This is a genomic window from Marinobacter sp. KM021 (assembly GCF_050707965.1).
Lineage (GTDB): Bacteria > Pseudomonadota > Gammaproteobacteria > Pseudomonadales > Oleiphilaceae > Marinobacter > Marinobacter shengliensis.
Genome location: NZ_CP136129.1, coordinates 1,494,044 through 1,513,153 on the forward strand (window position 1 = coordinate 1,494,044; position 19,110 = coordinate 1,513,153).

The 19,110-nt window shown below is 51.7% G+C and carries 21 protein-coding genes; 16 read left to right on the forward strand and 5 right to left on the reverse strand.

Annotated features, from left to right (window positions below; genetic code table 11):
- Positions 1–27 precede the first annotated feature (27 nt).
- Positions 28–837: a DUF6160 family protein gene (locus tag RVM24_RS07015; protein ID WP_152438303.1), complete on the reverse strand. Its 810-nt coding sequence runs from the start codon at positions 835–837 to the stop codon at positions 28–30.
- Between the two features lie 573 nt (positions 838–1,410).
- On the opposite strand from RVM24_RS07015, the gene RVM24_RS07020 reads away from it, so the two are divergent.
- From RVM24_RS07020 to RVM24_RS07040, 5 genes are all read left to right on the forward strand, one after another.
- On the forward strand, positions 1,411–3,549 hold the full coding sequence (locus RVM24_RS07020) for an adenosylcobalamin-dependent ribonucleoside-diphosphate reductase (protein ID WP_061332097.1): 2,139 nt from the start codon (positions 1,411–1,413) through the stop codon (positions 3,547–3,549).
- Between the two features lie 30 nt (positions 3,550–3,579).
- Positions 3,580–4,278, forward strand: a complete 699-nt coding sequence (locus tag RVM24_RS07025; RefSeq protein ID WP_058091128.1) for an NrdJb — start codon at positions 3,580–3,582, stop codon at positions 4,276–4,278.
- Between the two features lie 325 nt (positions 4,279–4,603).
- Positions 4,604–5,614, forward strand: coding sequence for a hypothetical protein (locus tag RVM24_RS07030; protein WP_230714193.1), 1,011 nt, complete (start codon positions 4,604–4,606; stop codon positions 5,612–5,614).
- Positions 5,611–6,666 carry a DUF262 domain-containing protein gene (locus RVM24_RS07035; protein WP_230714191.1) on the forward strand — a complete coding sequence of 352 codons (1,056 nt, stop codon included), beginning with the start codon at positions 5,611–5,613 and terminating at the stop codon, positions 6,664–6,666. Before RVM24_RS07030 ends, RVM24_RS07035 begins: the two co-directional genes overlap by 4 nt.
- A gap of 110 nt (positions 6,667–6,776) precedes the next feature.
- Positions 6,777–7,145: a hypothetical protein gene (locus tag RVM24_RS07040; protein WP_230714189.1), complete on the forward strand. Its 369-nt coding sequence runs from the start codon at positions 6,777–6,779 to the stop codon at positions 7,143–7,145.
- 45 nt (positions 7,146–7,190) lie between these two features.
- On the opposite strand, the gene RVM24_RS07045 is transcribed toward RVM24_RS07040, so the two are convergent.
- Positions 7,191–8,444, reverse strand: a complete 1,254-nt coding sequence (locus tag RVM24_RS07045) for an IS256 family transposase (protein WP_058092935.1) — start codon at positions 8,442–8,444, stop codon at positions 7,191–7,193.
- Between the two features lie 793 nt (positions 8,445–9,237).
- Here RVM24_RS07045 and RVM24_RS07050 point away from each other — a divergent pair.
- The 10 genes from RVM24_RS07050 to RVM24_RS07095 all read left to right on the forward strand — a co-directional run bounded on the left by RVM24_RS07050 (position 9,238) and on the right by RVM24_RS07095 (position 17,268).
- The gene (locus RVM24_RS07050; RefSeq protein WP_431475160.1) at positions 9,238–9,783 is read left to right on the forward strand and encodes a DUF6624 domain-containing protein; all 546 of its coding nucleotides are present in this window, start codon (positions 9,238–9,240) and stop codon (positions 9,781–9,783) included.
- A gap of 341 nt (positions 9,784–10,124) precedes the next feature.
- Positions 10,125–10,658 carry a GNAT family N-acetyltransferase gene (locus RVM24_RS07055; protein ID WP_230715977.1) on the forward strand — a complete coding sequence of 178 codons (534 nt, stop codon included), beginning with the start codon at positions 10,125–10,127 and terminating at the stop codon, positions 10,656–10,658.
- A gap of 60 nt (positions 10,659–10,718) precedes the next feature.
- Positions 10,719–11,102 carry a tautomerase family protein gene (locus tag RVM24_RS07060; RefSeq protein WP_431475161.1) on the forward strand — a complete coding sequence of 128 codons (384 nt, stop codon included), beginning with the start codon at positions 10,719–10,721 and terminating at the stop codon, positions 11,100–11,102.
- Between the two features lie 80 nt (positions 11,103–11,182).
- Positions 11,183–12,484 (forward strand): IS1380 family transposase, encoded by a 1,302-nt coding sequence (locus RVM24_RS07065; RefSeq protein ID WP_431474077.1) that lies wholly within the window; start codon positions 11,183–11,185, stop codon positions 12,482–12,484.
- 316 nt (positions 12,485–12,800) lie between these two features.
- Positions 12,801–13,526, forward strand: a complete 726-nt coding sequence (locus tag RVM24_RS07070; protein ID WP_286921813.1) for a hypothetical protein — start codon at positions 12,801–12,803, stop codon at positions 13,524–13,526.
- Positions 13,527–13,647: 121 nt separating this feature from the next.
- Complete coding sequence (gene bla / locus RVM24_RS07075; RefSeq protein ID WP_431475162.1) at positions 13,648–14,550, forward strand: class A beta-lactamase; 903 nt, start codon at positions 13,648–13,650, stop codon at positions 14,548–14,550.
- Positions 14,551–14,652: 102 nt separating this feature from the next.
- Positions 14,653–15,114 carry a hypothetical protein gene (locus RVM24_RS07080; protein ID WP_286921812.1) on the forward strand — a complete coding sequence of 154 codons (462 nt, stop codon included), beginning with the start codon at positions 14,653–14,655 and terminating at the stop codon, positions 15,112–15,114.
- 55 nt (positions 15,115–15,169) lie between these two features.
- Positions 15,170–15,712 (forward strand): DinB family protein, encoded by a 543-nt coding sequence (locus RVM24_RS07085; protein ID WP_286921811.1) that lies wholly within the window; start codon positions 15,170–15,172, stop codon positions 15,710–15,712.
- A gap of 71 nt (positions 15,713–15,783) precedes the next feature.
- Complete coding sequence (locus RVM24_RS07090; protein WP_286921810.1) at positions 15,784–16,686, forward strand: glycosyltransferase; 903 nt, start codon at positions 15,784–15,786, stop codon at positions 16,684–16,686.
- Between the two features lie 45 nt (positions 16,687–16,731).
- Positions 16,732–17,268, forward strand: a complete 537-nt coding sequence (locus tag RVM24_RS07095) for a zf-TFIIB domain-containing protein (RefSeq protein ID WP_286921809.1) — start codon at positions 16,732–16,734, stop codon at positions 17,266–17,268.
- Positions 17,269–17,323: 55 nt separating this feature from the next.
- Here RVM24_RS07095 and RVM24_RS07100 read toward each other — a convergent pair whose 3' ends face one another.
- Genes RVM24_RS07100 through RVM24_RS07110 form a run of 3 tightly spaced genes read right to left on the reverse strand, consistent with a single transcriptional unit; the run spans position 17,324 to position 18,564 of the window.
- Positions 17,324–17,560: a tautomerase family protein gene (locus tag RVM24_RS07100; protein WP_061332810.1), complete on the reverse strand. Its 237-nt coding sequence runs from the start codon at positions 17,558–17,560 to the stop codon at positions 17,324–17,326.
- Positions 17,561–17,563: 3 nt separating this feature from the next.
- Positions 17,564–17,938 (reverse strand): nuclear transport factor 2 family protein, encoded by a 375-nt coding sequence (locus tag RVM24_RS07105; RefSeq protein WP_061332808.1) that lies wholly within the window; start codon positions 17,936–17,938, stop codon positions 17,564–17,566.
- Positions 17,935–18,564, reverse strand: coding sequence for a glutathione binding-like protein (locus RVM24_RS07110; protein WP_061332806.1), 630 nt, complete (start codon positions 18,562–18,564; stop codon positions 17,935–17,937). The genes RVM24_RS07105 and RVM24_RS07110 overlap by 4 nt, the downstream gene beginning before the upstream one ends.
- 175 nt (positions 18,565–18,739) lie before the next feature.
- On the opposite strand from RVM24_RS07110, the gene RVM24_RS07115 reads away from it, so the two are divergent.
- A complete protein-coding gene (locus RVM24_RS07115; protein WP_197463848.1) occupies positions 18,740–19,051 on the forward strand; it encodes a winged helix-turn-helix transcriptional regulator in 312 nt (103 codons plus the stop codon).
- Positions 19,052–19,110 lie beyond the last annotated feature (59 nt).

Here is a 19,110-nt window from a genome sequence, read left to right on the forward strand (position 1 = left end):
CGTTTTTTATTGCACAGTTTAAAGCCGTTAGTGGCCGTAAATGCGCATCGAGGTATTGGTAATCGCCAGGTCGTCCAGCATGACCGACCCAATCGACGTGCCACCAATCAACACACCACCAATGCTCAGGTCAGCCCGGAAGCTGTCCATCTCGATGGCCAGAACCTCCGTACCGGCCGCATTGGCACCCTTGAAGATATCCAGATCCACATTGGCGAACAGCCGCAAAGGCTGGGGCGCCTGCAGATCATAATCCGCTCCGGTGAGCCGGAGATCCCGGATACCCATGGCCAGGAACGGAATGTCAAAGTCCAGGTCATCAATGGCGAAATCCGTTAACAGCCTCAGGGTATCCGTGGCGGTATCCACCCGGATGGTGCCAGAGCCAATCAGCATGTCCATCTGGAAGTTATCCATAATGGTGGTGCTGCCATCGGTGCCGGTCAGGTCCCAGGCCCCGGTGGTGATGCGCATATCCACAGCCCCGAAGGTCATCGGGAGAATGTTGATGATGGCATCGCCGTCATTGGCAATGTCGATATTGATCCGCACGTTGTCCAGCTTGTCGCTGGGCCCGGCTCCCGTCAGGTTAAAGCCCAGTTCCGGGAACAGGTCGATACGGTTGGCACCACCCACAGAGATATCGTTAATCACCAACGATCCCTCATCCGTGTAGATAAACCGATCAATATTCAGCCGGGTTTCCAGCTCAATAGTGACACCCGCCTGACCGGTGATGTTACCCATCGAGATTTCATCCAACGGCTGGAACGCCATGGCGGCAGGGGCGGCCCCCGCAACACACAGCGCTAGCATGGTAGGTTTCAGGCCTTTCATTGTTCTTTTCCTTTTATAGTAGTTATCACTTCCTGTGGGCCACTGCGGTGTTACGACGCCACCCTCATACTCTACCGACACGTCGCATCTCGATACGTGCAGACATCACAAAAACTTGCACATCACAACAATTTTCACTGAACGCTTTTTAACCACAACATCTAGTGATTCCCCCGAAATCACGCTGAACGCCCGCACAGCAGGGATTTTGCGCGTTGCAAGTATTCTTCCATTGATTTTCTTTGCACTCAAAGCTCATTCAATAGTTGCTCTCTTATTCACAGACCACTATATCCTGTTATACTTCACGAACAAGAAGCCCATATATAGGGCAAATAACAACCACACAGCCCGCCGCGCGGGCGCCGGGAAAGCCGGCAAAAGCAACTCCGACAGCAAGATAAAGGCAATTCACCGGCTCTGAACAGGCGGCACCTTCCGCCAGGCAAATACCATATCTAGTGTTTTTGACCAAAAACAGGCCGGCAGTAAGAACGCAACACCATTAAAAAAGGGGCATGGCGCCGGGGACGGCACCATCAAAACGAGACATACTGGAAACCGAGGGTGGCAATGAACGCTAAGGCACAGGCAGTGATCACAACGATTCCCATGCAGGAAGCGTCGCTTGATATCTGGCACAGCAAATACCAGCTGAAGACCAAAACAGGCGAAGCGGTCGACAAAGACATCAACGCAACTTACGAGCGCGTTGCCAAGGCCTTGTCGGAAGTGGAGAACAAGAATGTACGCAACAAGTACATGAAGGAGTTTCTCTGGGCCCTGCAAAACGGTGCCATTCCGGCTGGCCGGATCACCTCCAACGCCGGTGCGGAAGCCCACAAGCCTGCCACCTCCACCATCAACTGCACGGTATCCGGCAGTATCCAGGATTCCATGAACGACATCCTGGAGAAAAACCACGAAGCGGGCCTTACCCTCAAGGCCGGTTGTGGTATCGGTTATGAGTTCTCTACCCTGCGCCCCCGCGGTGCCTACGTCGCTGGTGCCGGCGCCACCACCTCTGGCCCGCTGTCGTTCATGGATATCTTCGACCGCATGTGCTTCACCGTGTCTTCTGCCGGTGGCCGCCGCGGTGCCCAGATGGCCACCTTCGATGTACACCACCCCGACGTCATCGAATTCATCCAGGCCAAGCGTGAAGACGGCCGCCTGCGCCAGTTCAACCTGTCTCTGCTGATCACCGAAGACTTCATCGAAGCCGTACGCAACGGTGACGACTGGCACCTCTCCTTCCCTGTCACCAAGAAGGAAGTGGAAGACGAAGGCCTGGACCTGAACAACGCCGAGCAGTTCCTGTACCGCGATTTCCCGGTTCAGGACGGCTACGTGGTAAACGAAGAAGGCAAGGTGGCCTGCCGCATCTACAAGACGGTGAAAGCCCAGTTCATCTGGGACACCATCATGACCAGCACCTACGACTACGCCGAGCCGGGCTTCATCCTGATCGACAAGGTCAACCAGATGAACAACAACTGGTTCTGCGAAGACATCCGCGCCACCAACCCCTGTGGCGAGCAGCCCCTGCCCCCTTACGGCAGCTGCCTGCTGGGCTCCGTGAACCTGACCAAGTTCGTGGACTACCCGTTCACCGACAAAGCCAGCTTCAACTACGAGAAGTACCGCAAGGTAGTGGGCATCTTCACCCGCATGCTGGACAACGTGGTAGAAATCAACGGCCTGCCGCTGGCAGAGCAGCGCCACGAAATCACCTACAAGCGCCGCCACGGCATGGGCATCCTGGGCCTGGGTTCCACCCTCGCCATGCTACGCATGCCTTATGGTTCTGACGAATCGGTGCAGTTCACCGAAGACGTGGTTCGGGAAATGGCCGTGGAAGGCTGGCGCCAGTCCCTGGCCCTGGCTGAAGAGAAAGGCCCGGCCCCGATCATGGAAGACGAGTTTGAAATTACCCCCAAGATGATGAACAAGTGCCCGGACCTGGCCAAAGACGGCTACAAAGTGGGCGACATCCTCAAGGGCAAATTGCTGCACGCCAAGTACAGCCGCTACATGCAGCAGATTGGCCACGTAGAGCCGGAACTGGTGAAAAAGCTGGCCGAAAAGGGTGGCCGTTTTACCCACCACACGTCCATCGCGCCCACTGGCACCATCAGCCTGTCGCTGGCCAACAACGCCAGTAACGGCATCGAGCCAAGCTTCTCGCACCACTACGCCCGGAACATCATCCGTGAAGGCCGTAAAACCAAAGAGAAAGTGGACGTGTTCAGCTTCGAGCTGCTGGCCTACCGCCACCTGGTTAATCCCGGCGCTATGCCCTTCTCCGAAGACGAAGACAAAAAGCTGCCCAGTTACTTCACCACCTCCGATGACGTAACGCCCACGCAGCACGTAGATATTCAGGCAGCGGCACAGAAATGGGTAGATTCCTCCATTTCCAAAACCGCCAACGTGCCCACAGACTTCGCGTACCAAGACTTCAAAGGCATTTACCTGTACGCCTACGACAAGGGCCTGAAAGGCTGCACCACCTTCCGCTTCAACCCGGAAGCCTTCCAGGGCGTACTGGTTAAAGAGAAAGATCTCGAGAACACGCTGTACGAGTTCACCCTGGATGATGGCAGCAAAGTGACCCTCAAGGGCAACGAACAGGTAGAGTACGACGGCGAAACCCACACCGCCGCCAACTTGTTTGATGCGCTTAAAGAAGGCACTTACGGTAAATATTGATCCCGGGAACCGACAGACAGGACAACGAACATGACAGTGAAAATCAGCAACAAGATTGTCGGCTACCGAGTCAAGAAAGCCGACACCGAAACCCCGAACGAGCACCAGGCACCGGTGATAGCTGAAACCAAGCCGGTGGAGATGAACGAAAACATCGAACGGCCGGATTTCTTGCTGGGCACCACCTACAAGATCAAACCGCCGGTGGCCGAGCACGCGATGTACATTACCATCAATGACATCCTGCTGAACGAAGACACCGACCACGAAAGCCGGCAGCCATACGAAGTGTTCATCAATTCCAAATCCATGGAACACTTCCAGTGGGTTATCGCCCTCACCCGCGTAATCTCTGCGGTATTCCGCAAAGGTGGCGACGTAACCTTCCTGGTGGAAGAGCTGCGCAGCGTGTACGACCCCAACGGCGGCTACTTCAAGAAAGGTGGCGTGTTCATGCCCTCACTGGTTGCCGAAATCGGCGCCGTGATCGAGAAGCACCTGAAGGCCATCGGCCTGCTGGAAAGCGACGAGCTGAGCGAAACCACCAAGCGCATCCTCGCCGAGAAACGCGCCGAGTTTGAAGCCAGCCAGAACAAAGCCACCAACGACGACAGTGGCAGCGACTACCCCGCCAACGCCACCATGTGCGGCAAGTGCAGCACCAAAGCGGTGATTGTGATGGACGGCTGCGCCACCTGCTTGTCTTGCGGCGATAGCAAGTGCGGTTGAGGTGATTGACCGCTGAGTGACGAAAAGGCCTGGTTGCGGAAGCTGCCGGGCCTTTTTGTTGGGCGGGAAATTAACACCGTTTCGTGATTGGTGAAAATGCGGCTACGTTGATATTACTAAGCGGGATCGGGATTGCTTCTTTTTTAGGGGTGTAGTTACATGATCATTAACATTTTTTGACATCGGTTACGAGATTTTTTGTATTATTGATGCGGAATAATGAAGCGCTCGGACAATTACAATAAAGACAACTGCTATCTAATACCCTGTTAGGGCTACGAAGAAACCCTTCGAAAAATTGGTGTTTGCGGAAGGTCAGATTTTAATGAAAGTAATTTTGGTTGCAGGTAACGGACTCTCGCTCTCGATGCTCTCGGATTGCTCCGAGAGTGAGATCGACCTCTTAAACCTCTTCAGATGTGGTGCAGACGTCCCATGGCCAGCCGACGGGACACCGGGTTTCCTTAGTTATGAGCATTGCCCAAATTTGTGGGCGCTCGGAGCTAGGCCAAACTCAACAAAGGAAGAGTCTTATCAGGTAATTGAGAAAATCATCACGGCTGTTAATGCCTGCTGTATGGCCGATCCCGCGACTTTAGATGACGGAATTTACATCAGGGCCTATAAGGAACTGGTATCTTATCTTAGATACCTTTTTGTTTATTATGACGATATCCTAGTGAGCAATGATTTTTTCAAAAAATCAATCGAGTCGTCCGTCATTAACTTAATAAAGGAAATTGAGTCAAGCGAGAGTGTCGATTCATTAGATGTTATTACCTTTAACTATGATGCAATGTTAGAGCGATGCTTACACGAGGCTGACGTTAAATTTTCAATACCTAGGTTAGGTGAAGAAAAAACAGCAAAGTTTTCGTTACACAAACCTCATGGCTCTATTACTTTTTGCGGCCATACTTCAGTTGACAGCTCTGCTTTTGAAATCAATTATTCAGCTCAGTTTACTGAAGGTGGGCTAGAAGATATCTGTGTGCGGTATGACTCACTATCAGAAAATTATCCTATGGTTGGGATGTTACCACCAGCAGGTGAATCGGAACGATATAAGCACCGGTGGATAAGAGAGGTCTGGGATAGTGCAATCGAAGCAACATCCAGTCTCGGAGAACATGATTTAGTTATACTGTATGGGTTAAGCTACTGGCACGTAGATAGGAAAGAAATTGATTATCTACTCGCAAATATATCAAGGCGGGCTAGAGTGATTTCAGTGAATCCCTATCCAAATGAGCAGTTTGATGCAGTCTGCTGCAGCCTTTTCCGTTCATATCAATCTTATTCCCACCCCAATTCGCTTAGGAAGGTGTTCAAATGACTAGCAAGATGCTTGACCGCCGTACTGCAACATTGTCAATTGCTGGATTCCATGAGCAAAACCAACTATCGAAATTTAATTACAATCCACCGTACCAAAGAAGATCGGTTTGGAGTGACGAAAAGCAAAGCTATTTTATCGATAGCCTCTTAAGAAACTTTCCAATTCCACCGGTTTTTTTACATCGAAAGATCGATGAAGATACCGGCAAGACCACTTTTGATGTAATTGATGGTAAGCAGCGATTGACTGCTATTGGCCGGTTCATTGCGGGTGAAATTTCAGCTTCAAACGAGTACGGCAGTGAAGAAGATGACGATATACTTAGTGGAGTAACTTTTTCGGACCTTGGGAAAAGAGAAGATTTGAAAAATTATAAAACCTCTTTCTGGAAATACGATTTACCTATTGAATATATAGATCCTTCTGATGAAGGCTTAATTGAGATGGTTTTTGACCGGCTCAATCGAAACGGTGAACCATTGAAAGGTCAAGAGCTAAGAAATGCACAGTATCATAGCAGTAATATAACAGCCGCTGTTGATGTGCTTTCAGAAACCCCTTTCTGGAAAACTAGACTGGAAGTTACAGACAGAAATCGCATGGAAGACAAGGAGTTCTGTGCTGAGTGTTTGCTGTCCGTTTATATGAATGATGTCATAGGTTCTAGCCAAAGAATTTTGGATGATCTTTACGAGCGGCATGCTAACTCAGATTTTACCGATGCTTCAAATAGTGCAAAAAGCTTAACCTCGCAAATAGCTGACATCGGTATTGACTATGCACAATATAAAATTATGGGTGTTTCACACCTCTATGGTATATGGGGGCTGGCACTCACTCTCGCTAAACATGGTGATTCTATTTCGAACTATTCAGACGAACTCATTGAGTTTTTCGCGGCATTGAGAGATAGATCCATCGAGGATGATGAAATCAAATCGGAGTATCGAAAAAGCATGAACTCTCGAACTAAAGAACGATTTATGAGAGTGAAACGTGTCAATTCGCTTCTTCAAGCTTGTAATAGAGGCGACTTGGTTACGAGGTAAAAGCCCTAACCAATGTAAAGTCTACCGGTACTCTACGCTGCGCTCCCCACCGGCGGCTTACCCGAGGTGTTATACGCCGAAATTTCTGCACGAGAATAGGATCCATACTAATGTATAGAACCCTAGCATTTTCCTTTTTGACTCTTTTGTCTCAAGGAGCATTTGCGCAATCAAGTCCAGCCATTGATCTGAAAAATCAGGCTAGTGAGGCGAGATCATGCGTCAAAGGATTTTCTACTGCAAGCCAAATGCTGGGAAAAGACCGCTACAAAGGCCCCGACAATGTAATGGCTCTATCTTTAGTAAAAACTCTATGCGCATCTGACAGTTTAGTAGTGTCTTTCTATAGCGCTCAAAGAAATAGCAAAAACGCTAAACCACTTGATGAAATCAAGAGCTCTGTCGAAGATATGATTGTAAATTGGTTCACGGAAGATGTTGAGGTCCTGCAAGCAGCAGAAAAGACAGCTAATCAATAATGTATAACCCGGCAAAGAGTTATTGTCAAATCTGGTGTATGACCATCAGGCAGCGTTCCTGTCAGATTGATCTTCCACCTGTATTCCATCCTGAAACTGTACGTTATCCACGACCAGCTTCAGTTGGTCGAACCCCTTGATCCGCTTCCAGCGTTTCTGGGCGGATTGGAGCAGTTTGAACACCATCGATAACGTGGTGTCCCGGTTGCCACAGGAGCGGCTCCGCTTGGTTCTGAGCCTCACCGTGGCAAACGTGGATTCAATCGGATTGGTGGTCCGCAAGTGAATCCAGTGAGTCGCCGGAAAATCGTAGAAGGCCAGCAGCTCATCCCGGTCCTTCTCCAGGTTTTCCATGGCCTTCGGGTACTTGTCTCGGAATCGTCTCAAGGTGCTGTCGAACGCCTTGTGGGCGCTGTCTCGGGTCTCCGCCAGGTAGATTTCATGCAAGGCTGACTTCACCTTCGGTTGTACCGACTTGGGCAGCTTGTCCAACACGTTGGCGGTCTTATGCACCCAGCACCGCTGATGCCGGGTGTCCGGAAACACCTTGCTCAGAGCCTTCCAGAAGCCCAGTGCGCCGTCGCCAACAGCCAGCTTGGGCGAGGGCTCCAAGCCACGTTCCCGCAAATCCGTGAGTAGCTCTCGCCAGCTGGCTTCGGACTCCCGGTGGCCGTCCTCGACAGCCACCAGCTCCTTGTGACCATGCTCGGTCACGCCGATGATCACCAGCAGGCAGAGCCGGTCATCCAGACGGACGTTGCTGTACACGCCGTCAGCCCACCAGTACACATAGCGTTTCTGACTCAGGTCCCGTCGCTGCCAGCCCTTGTGCTCATCAAGCCACTTCGACTTGAGCCGGGAGACCGTGTTCGCCGACAGGCCATTGGCCTGCTCGCCGACCAGCGCGCTCAGGGCCTCCTGGAAGTCACCGGAGGAAACGCCACGCAGGTAGAGCCAGGGAATCAGTTCCTCCAGACTCCGGGCGCGCTTCAGGTACGGTGGCAGCAGGTGGCTGTTGAAGCGAATACCGGAGCCACTGCGATCCCGGACTTTGGGAACCTGGACTTCTACGTCGCCGACGCCTGTCTGAACAGCGCGTTTGGGAAGGTGCCCATTACGCACCACAGCACGGCGGCCATCCGGCGTCTTGACGTCCGCGTACTGCTTCAACAGGCTCTCCAGCTCCGTCTCAACGGCCTGTGCGATCAGGTCCCGGGCACCCTGCCGGATCAACTCGTGCAACGGGTCGTTGCTGGCTACCTCTGGTTGTGAAAGAGCATGCAGGTTAGACTCGGACATGGCGTATCATTCCTCTGTTGGTTGTGATCTTGGCGGTGATCAACCAACAGGATACGCCACCCCTTCAACCTGCTTCCATACACCAGAAATCACCATAACTCCCCGGCAAATCACGGCTTTTTCGTTGCGGCACTGCCGCCATTGCAAAGCCGCGCGTGTTGGCGGCATAAATCTTATGAGGAGTTTTGATTGTTCCCTAAAGTTTTGGCGATAGTGGTTTCGTTACTAGTGACGGCATCTTATGTAATCGGGTTTATTTACGATGCCTCATTCTTGGAGGAGTTTGGGATCAACTACTACGAGATGATAGGTTCACCGTTGGACTACCTCTCAATAGGTGGAATGTATCTTCTATTCTCGTACTCGAAAAACTTGAGCTACTTGGTGTTTGGGTTGGGGATAATCGGAATATGCTATGTCCCATTAAAACGGAAGCTCTCGCGCCGATCAGTCGAAAATTATGTGGACATTGAGAGTGTTCCGTATGTGACATTAAGTCTTCTTCCGCTATTTCTACTGTTTTTTCTACCGATCGTTTCTGACGCACAAACTGCTGCCAGAGAGGTGAAAACTAAGCAGGAAGACTCTGTCTGTCTAGAAGGAAAGCAACAATGCCTGCAAGGCTCGGTTCTCAGATATCGAGAATCGAAGGTCATTTTTTTTGAGTCGGAAGCGGCAGAAACCAGAGTGTTTCCAGATAGGGTAATAATAAGCATCAAACAGGGTTAACCAATCATGGAAGTCCAAAGCGTGAGACGCGCCGCTCCCTTTCGATTTAACTGCGAAGGAGTCCATGAATCAAATTCTTGCGGATCTGCTAGTTGCGATGATGATGGAGGACCAGCGGTTGTTGGAGCAACTCTTTAATTCCGGAGAGCTGCCATCTGAGTCATATCATCCCCGGATGAAAGCCCTACATGAGCACAATGCTTCCCAATTGAAAGAAATTATTGGTACTCACGGCTGGCCTGGCGTTTCGTTAGTCGGAGAAGATGCTGCCAAAGCTGCCTCGTTGGTCGTCCAGCACTCTGTTTCAGATCCCGAGTTTATGGATGAGTGTGTGTCCTTACTAGAGGATGCCTTTGCGAAAGAGGATTTAGCGGGCTGGCAATTTGCATTTCTTCAGGATCGGGTGCTTACGCTATCTGGCAACCGTCAATACTACGGTACCCAGTTTGATGTTAATGAAAACGGTTGGCCAACACCGTTTCCTATTGAGGATTTTGCTACGGTTAATGAACGCCGTGCGCGTCTTGGGCTTAACTCCATAGAGGAGCGCCTGGAACAAATGACTGTGCAGGACCGGAAGCGTCGTGCCGATATTCAGCACCCCGGTTAACCCGACGCGGCACTCGGACGCCCTTGTCTCCGCTTCGCTACGCCAAGAACGCCGGTGCGCTCTGCGTAATTCACTACATAGATGATGAGCCGTGAGTAAGATTTTGAATTTACTGCTAGTGAGTATTTTCGTGGCTGGGTGTAGTAGCAAAGCAGTGTATGACAATATGCAGCGGAATAACCGACAGGAATGCGTCAGCGCGCCACCCGCTCAGTATGAAGAGTGCATCGAACGTTCCAGTAAGTCATACGAAGAATACAAGAGGGATCGTGCGGAGGTGCTCAAGTCCGAATAATAGTGCTTCTGGCGCTCACGCCAGCGCTATGCACAGGGAGAGATCAGTGCCACTGTTTGAAACAGAGAGGTTGGTTGCAAGGAAGCTATCCCATCAGGATGTTCCGGTGCTCACCGCCATACTCAGTGATCCGGAAGTCATGAAGTATTCCGTACGTGGAGTTTACGACGAAGAAGCTACCCGAAAGTTCGTTGATTGGTGCCTTGAGTGTTACGCCTCTCATGGAATCGGGCCATGGGCTCTGTATGAGAAAGAATCAGGCGAATTTATCGGCTTCTGTGGCGTTGGGCCGGAGTTGGTTGGCGAAGTTGAAGAAATCAATCTGGGTTATCGCCTGGCGCGCAGGTTCTGGCATCATGGGTATGCGACAGAGGCTGTCAAAGGTGTTCTCCGGTATGCTTTCCGGAAAAAACACTGTGAGTCGGTCATTGTTATTATCGAGCCGGAGCATACAGCCTCAGTTAGGGTAACGGAGAGGGTCGGGTTCGGAGACTTCGCGCTTCAAGAGTTTCATAACCGACTGGTGCGGGTGTATCGAATGACATGCGAAGATTGGGCATTGCACAACAAATTGTTGTAGTGCGCCCATTACCACTGGTTTTGGGAGATAAGGACATCCGTAAACATTGCAGGAGGCATCGTGATAGTCATCTATGGAATCAAAGAACATCTTAATCCGATCAAGGCTCAGCTCTCCGAGGTTATTCACGGATGTATGCAGTCCGTACTCGGTATGCCGGAAGACAAGCGGGCTCATCGTTTTATCCCCATGGAACCCGAGGACTTTTATTACCCCGGGGGCCGGACGCCCGCCTACACGGCCATCGAGATTAATATGATGCAGGGCCGAACGCCCGAGACCCAGAAAGCTCTGATCAAGGAGCTCTTCAGCAAGATTGAGTCCCTGACTGGCATCTCACCCGTGGATGTTGAGATCACGATCAAGGAACAACCGCCCCACTGTTGGGGCTTTCGGGGCATGACTGGAGACGAGGTGCGTGACCTTAACCCGAATTTCTCATGAGGGGATAAAAGAAAGCGGCTGAAAGTGTTAAAATTTCAGGACCTTACACCATCAATCAACACCAACAACCGCTATCCAAAATGGTACCTGAAAAACTGACCTTCTCGCCACTGTCTCGCCGTCAAATTGAAGCCGATTTCTCCGGTGGCCATATCACCTCCGATGCCGGCCTGCTCCTGCTTCGCGAAGTCGACAATCAACACCAGCTCACTCAGCGCCTGGCTACGGTTCTGAACGATGCCCGTAATCCGGTACTGGTTCGCCACAAGCTTCAGACCATGATCCGGCAACGGGTCTTTGGCGTGGCCGCGGGGTACGAAGACCTGAACGATCACGAGGCGCTACGCGCTGATCAGGCACTTCAGACCGCGACCGGTGAAGAGGCCATTCTGGCGGGCAAATCGACCTTGTGCCGCATGGAACAGCGCGTAGACCGGCAGGCCGTGGTCAAGGCCCACGAACTGCTGTGGCATCACTTCATTGAACAGCACGAGACTCCACCCAAGGAAATTGTGCTGGACTTCGATGGCACTGATATTCCAGTGCATGGCGACCAGCCCGGCAAGTTCTTTAACGCCTACTACGATCACCATTGTTACTTCCCACTGTACGTGTTCTGCGGTCGTCATCTGCTGGTGAGCTACCTGCGCACCAGCAACCGAAGCGACAGCCGCCACAGCTGGGCCATTCTGGCCTTGCTGGTGAAGTTCATTCGGCAGTACTGGCCGGATACCCGCATCGTGTTCAGGGGTGACAGCGGCTTTTACCGTCCCCGATTGCTGAGCTGGTGCGACCGGAACAACGTGGACTATCTGGTCGGCATCAGCAAGAACAGCCGGCTGCTCAAGGAGGTAGATGTAGCCTCGATGCTGGTTCGCAAGGCTCACAACGAACTGGGTGAAAAAGTCTGCGCCACCTACCGGTTCCAGTACCAGGCCCGAACCTGGAAACACCCCCGCTGGGTGATCGCGCGTCTGGAGGAGGGCGAACTGGGTGCCAACCCCAGGTTCATTATCAGCTCCCGTTACGACGACGGCGTTAAACTCTACTACGAGCAATACTGTGCCCGGGGTGACATGGAAAACCGGATCAAGGATCAGCAGTTGTGTCTGTTCGCAGATCGCACCTCCAGCACGCGGTGGTGGACCAATCAGTGGCGGCTGCTTCTGTCGGGCTTTGCCTACACGTTGTTCGAACGATTACGGGCCCACCTGAAGAAGACACCCTTCGAGAGAATGAGCGCCAGTAACCTGCGGCTGAAGCTGATCAAGGTGGGCGCGGTCATCATTCGCAACACTCGGCGCATACGGGTGTTGATGAGCGATGCCTATCCTTACAAAGACGAACTCTCTGACCTGGTACGTCAACTGGTTCCGGGATAGAAGCCCGGGCTCCCCCGGCCCGACTCAATGGGGGAAAGGGGGCCGTGTGTCCGGACAACAGAAATTGATCAGTTATTAATCATTCGCGGCCGCAAATGAGCGATAATGGCGGTAACCTGCACAGTCTGCGAGACTTGCCGGGGACCTATGAGAAATCCGGGTTAAGTACTCGGTCAATGTGTAACAATGTTGTCAACGTGACGTCATTGCTAGTAAGGCTTCACCGCCAGTAGTGGCGCGTGTTGACAGGCGAAAATGGGACTGCGTTGATTTTACTTATCGGAGTTTCGTCAGCCAATTTAACGGAGAGGACTGCATGACAAGGATCAGTTTAATAATCGGTATGACCTTTACCTTCCTGCAAGGTTTTGGTTTAGCTGTATCAGCTGAAGAAAACATCAAAGCTATGCCAATAATTATGGCTATAAAAGAAACCGAGTCCCCAGAGAATAGGATGGCTCGGCTAGGAAGAATTGATAATCTAGTGGAGAAATACAAATTAAACCTAAATGAAAAGTACATTTATACTGGTGAAGGCTTAGCTGGCAGTCTTCATAATCTTGGAGTGGTATATAAAATATCGGACAACGGATCTTCGAGCAATGTCATACAACTAAATTTTCGAAACGGCTTCGGCAGAAAAAAAGTCGTAGCCAATTCTAAGTTGATACCCGAGGCCAGCTTATCCAGAAATGATTACAATCAAAGAATTGCATCTCGTGTAATACTGAAAGACGAGCCAGGGTCTAAGGCCAGAAAATACTATAAAGATTGGTATGATGAATATTTTTCCTTGAGAGCTACTCTAGCTAAAAAGGTCTTGGATACTGGCAGGTGTGATACGGTTGTCAGCGCAGATATGTACCTAGTCAATGGAAATTCCTTCACAGCGTTTTGCGGTAATGGTTTTCGTTATAGCCAGAACGAAAACCAAATAAGGAATGATAAACCGTTAGATAGCGAGGTAGTATATTGGACGGCAACAGGGATCACTGTGCCTGATCAAGAACCCCATCCAAATCCAGACTTATACACCCAATAAACTGGGCGCGCATCGACAACTCCACTTAATTAACAAAAAACCGGCGATAGGAAAAGGAATTCATAACAACCGATTGGTAAACCGATTGAACTTCCCCCACTTCAGTGGACACGCATAGCCTATGATGAAGGTTGAACCGTTGATGAAATTTCATACGCTTATCGCAGCTACTTTACTTACCCTGTTCACCTCAGTTGCCGCTGCTGACCAACATAACGCCCTGATTAAAACAGTCGAGAAAGTCGCTGACGACCTGGAGGCCCATGTTGGCTTTGCTGCTTATGACCTGGAGTCGGGCCAGAGGTGGGAATATCGCGCTGATCAGCGTTTTGCGATGTCCAGCACGTTTAAAACCCTGGCTTGTGCCTCCCTGCTCCATCGGGTCGATACGGGACAGGCGAACCTCGGCAGAAAGGTGCATGTTTCAGAATCCGATCTCGTGTCCTACTCGCCCATCACGGAGAAGCACGCTGGTGGTGAGGCGATGACCCTGTCAGATCTTTGCGAGGCCACACTGACAACGAGCGATAATACGGCCGCAAATCTGGTTTTACGAGAATTGGGCGGGCCAGAAGCAATAACCTCGTTTGCGAGGCATTTGGGAGACGACGTAACGCGTCTCGACCGGTGGGAAACGGAACTGAATGAAGCGTTACCAGGCGATAACCGAGATACCACAACGCCAAATGCGATGGTCAGGAATCTTCAAACCTTGCTGTTGGGTGACGCCTTATCCGAACCGTCCAGAGAGCAACTGCGTGATTGGCTCGAGGGCAATCAGGTTGCGGACGGGCTTTTTCGGGCTGCTGTACCAGAGGGCTGGACTGTCGCAGATCGAACCGGGGCGGGAGGTTTCGGGTCGAGGTCTATTACGGCCGTCATCTGGCCACCTGAGCGCCAACCTATCATTGTGGCGCTGTATCTGACTCAGACGGAGGCTTCCTTCGAAGAGCGGAATGCGGCAATTGCTGAGATAGGTGAAGCGATTGTGTTGACGGTGCCGTTTGCCCCCAGCCGCCGCTAAGGGTTCATCTATGGAGCTAAGTAAGCCGGCTTGATAGAATTTTCGTGACATTGGGATAATGCCAAAGAGTCATCCGCGAACCGGCAACAGGAAAAGGAATTCATGTCAACAGATTGGAAATTGGTTCGTAGGCTCGTAAATTCTGCGCTTGATGCCTGCGAAGCTTTGGATCACTTAGAAATTTCGGATGATGAACGAAGCACCCCTGTTCGAGCTACCAACAGACAGACCACCGGCACGGTATGGGACGCTTTACAGAGTGCGCATATCTTCCCGGAAAACGTTCGGTATATGGTTATTAGGGGCCGAGGGCAGTTAGGCGACTCCGCCCCATTTGTTCAACCGGTCAGCCGCGTACTCCAACAAACGGGATTGCTGGCAGCTGAACTCGTTGGTTCGCAGCAGCTGCAAGCACCAATAAAGGGTATCGACTTCTACTCACCAGAAAGGGAACAATCCCTGGAATCGGTAATCGAGAACCTTGCAACATGGTACAAGAGCCATCTGGTGCCCAATGTTGAGATCGCGCTTGCCAATGCGCGTGGCGGTGACCACTCGCCATAACGGGCGTTGCAACCTGATGCAGTAAAGTTGGCACTTTGAATGAAACGGAATTCCAATGAACGTGAAAAACCATTTTGAATTGCTCGCCACATACAATCAGTGGATGAACGCAAAGGTCTATGAGGCGGCGGGAAAGCTGTCGGCCGACGAATTAACGAAAGACCGCGGCGCTTTCTTTGGCTCGATCCTGGGCACCCTGAACCATATTCTCGTTGGCGATACCATCTGGCTCAAGCGTTTTGCTACTCACCCGTCGTGCCAGGAATCGCTGCGAGGAGTCGCGGGCCTTGATACTCCGACTAGCCTGGACCAAGTTCTCTTTGGTGATATTGGGCGCTTAACTGAGCATCGAATCTGGCTGGATCGACAGATCATCGATTGGATAGCTCAGCTTACCGAAGAAGACCTGGATGTAGTTCTCACCTACCACAACACCAAAGGGGTTCCGGCAAAAAAGCGGTTTTCGAGCCTGGTGCTTCATTTCTTCAACCACCAAACTCATCATCGTGGGCAGGTGTCGACGTTGCTGTTCCAGGCAGGGGTGGATATCGGGGTGACTGATCTATTGGTTCAAATTCCGGAAGAGTCTCAAGCATGACCCATCGCTTCAGTTCCGCGGCCTCCCCTGCGGCACCTCAGCCCCGCAATGGGCACCAATAAGGACAGCTTGTGCCTGCGTCAGCCCCCCTGGTCAGCATCATCACCCCCACCTTCAACCGTGAGCGCACCATCACGCAAGCGGTCGAGTCTGTGTTGGCCCAGTCATATCCCCACTGGGAGCTGATCATCGTTGATGATGGCTCCCAGGATGGCACCAGCGAGAGTCTGGCCAGTTACCTGGATGATGACCGCATCCACTACCATTTTCAGGAGAACCAGGGCCAGAGCATTGCCCGGAATCTGGCGCTTCAGTACGCCCAGGGAGAGTTAGTCTGTTTTCTCGATTCTGATGACCTGTGGGTTCCAGAGAAGCTGGAGCGGCAAGTGGCGCTGATGGGGGCTCACCCGGAGGTGGACGTGCTTCACAGTGATGAAATCATGATCGATGAACAGGGCCGCGAGTTGTCCCGCAAGAATATGCGCCGTTACTCCGGGCGGATTGCCCGGCAGATGCTGGTGGACAACAGCGTGAGCATCAACACGGTCATGGCGCGGCGGGAATGTTTCGATACCATGGGCGGGTTTTCCGGCCGTTACGGCGTTGCCGACGATTACGACATCTGGCTGCGTTTTTCGGCCCGGTTTACGTTCACTTATGTACCCGAGTATTGGGGCTATTACCGGGTGATGGCAGATCAGATTTCCAGCGACAAGAAACGCCGATTTGCCGCTAACGAAGCGATCATTCGTGATTTTATCGAGGAGTACGGAAGCACGCTCGAACCCGGTGACATCCGCTGGGCTCTGGCACGCTTCTATTGCCGGAAAGCCCGTCATTTTGCATCAGTAGGAGACTCTGCGACGGCCTGGGGCGCGGTTGCTCAGGCGTTGCGGTATGCTCCCCTGGATTCGGTGGTATGGCGCGCGGTTTATCGGGTGATATTTCCCCGCCGTGGTGCGAGACAAGATTAACATTGGCAGCCTCTCAGACTGGCTTTCATCAAAAAAGGAATGACCATGAAATGCCCCAAATGCAGAACCACTGACCTGACACCCACCAAAATTGAGGATGGCCTCCCGGTTATGGGTTGTCCAGGCTGTGAAGGCGCTTCTCTGTCACTGCTCTACTACCGCGACTGGGCGGAAAGAAATGAGCCCGTCGAGCAGAGCGATCACTTTGATGCAGATGTAACCGTCGAGAACGATGCTAAAACCGCCCTCTCCTGCCCCAAGTGCAGCAAGCTGATGACCAAGTACTCGGTATCCAGCGAGCACAAGAACCGTATTGATCTTTGCGGTTTCTGTGATGAGGCCTGGCTGGATGGCAGCGAATGGACGTTGCTCAAATCCCTCGAGCTGGCACACAAACTTCCCAAGGTCTTTACCGACCAATGGCAGCGAAAGGTGCGGGATGAAAAAATGGAGAGCAAAAAAGTCGACCGTTTGAAGAGGCTGGTTGGGGAAAGCGATACCGCAAAGGCCGTAGAAGTCAGGGATTGGCTGAAGAACCACGAGAGAAAGATGGCTATTGTTCAGTTTATTGGCTCGGAATAACGGTGGCGCGGTTATCGCGCCACCTTGAGCACACTCGTTGTGAAGGAATCATGGCTCATTGATCGGTGGTCTTCGTGTCACCATCCAGGTTAGCTTTCCTGCGCCTGTATTCATTTACCGGAAGACCGCCGATCCCCCAATTCTCCATGTCGACCTCATCAATGACAACCATCGTGGCTGCCGGTGTTTTTTGCAGCACTTCAACAAGAAGATTAGTTACTCCTTCAATCAGGGACGCTTTCTGTGATTCTGTTACGCCTTCACGTGTAACCTTGATATTAACATAGGGCATTGCTCACTCCTTGTTTTCAATGATTTGAAATATTTTGGCGATAATAAGCCAGCGACCTTCGGTACGGACCAGTGACAGCATGTCTAGAAAGTCCCTCTCACCGATGGAACAACGAACTCGGGCAAACGCTGTGTTTTCTCCTGCAACCTCAATGGCCTCCACGATGTCTCTACGCTGTTCATTACGAGACGCCGGCGAACGGCGTGACGCAATTACCTTGCGGTATTCGGGCATGCTCCTGTGGAGCAACGGCGCCTCGTCAGCCGTGGCGTATATTGCCTGGGGGTGGAAAACCGCATCGAATTTTTCAAGATCACAGAAATACAATGTGTCGAAGTACTGGCCTAGCACCTCGTGGATTTCTGAGAAGGCACTCATTGCGCCCCTCCCTCAGGCAGCAACCCTTCCGCCTCAAGCGCCTTCACTACACTCGGATGTGAGCCGAGCCGCTTCCAGAATGCATAGGTGGATGGCCATGGGCTTAGCGAGAAAGAAATGAATTGGGACCAGTTGAGAATTACGAATGCATAGAAGTCCGCAACACTGAGTTGCCCGCCCAGAAGGTTGGCACCGGTATGCGAGAGCCGGGCTTCGATACGGTCGACCCGCTTCGCTATTTTGGATTCTGCCACCTGTCGCTCTTCAACCGTAAGCTCCTCACCTGAGAAAAACGGGCTGAATGCCTTATGTAACTCTGATGACAAGAAGGCGAGTAATTCACGCAGGCGCGTACGTTCGAAAGAGCCTTCCTGCGGGGCTAAGCCTTGCGCTGGAACAAGATCCGCGAGGTATTCAAGAATTGCGGGATTCTCAGTGAGTACCACGCCGGGCTCCAGTTCCAAGGCGGGCACGTAGCCGTTCGGATTGATATCACTGTACTTCAGCCCATTCTCTGTGACGCCCTGAGCGGTATCGGTTCGCTCAAGAGAAAAGGCAATGCCCAGTTCGTTGAGTACGATGTGCGAGGCCATGGAGCAGGCACCAGGTTTGTAGTAAAGCTTCATGCGTTGTGATTCCTTATGTTTCGTGGTCGACACACCAAGGATATCCATTGGTTATGTAATTACTAGAAGTAACCAGGCATTTATAGATAGAATTGGGTTACCTCAAGGAAACCTGGTTACTCTCATGTCGCTGAAAGTTCGTCTAAACAAAAGCCCGGAACCACCGGAGCCGTGCATGCTGACTGAGTGCATGGCTGTCATCGCAGGGGCTTGGGCGCCGAATGTAATCTGGTGTTTGCGCGCCGGGCCACGGCGCTTCAATGAGCTCAAAATCGACATTCCGCCTGTTTCGGCAAAGGTGCTTTCTACCCGGCTGGCCGAGTTGACGAAACGCGGCGTGGTCCAACGTAACGTCCGGGATACGTCACCACCGTCGGTTGAGTACGAGTTAACGGAGCTTGGTCAGGAGCTGGTCCCTGCTCTGGATGAAATCGTTAAGGTTGGTCACAAACTGAAGGCCAAGGGGTATCTTCACGGCAATGAATGAATCGTTGCTTAAATGGCGTTTTGCTCTCTGAAATTCCCACGAACCGCAATCACCTTCTA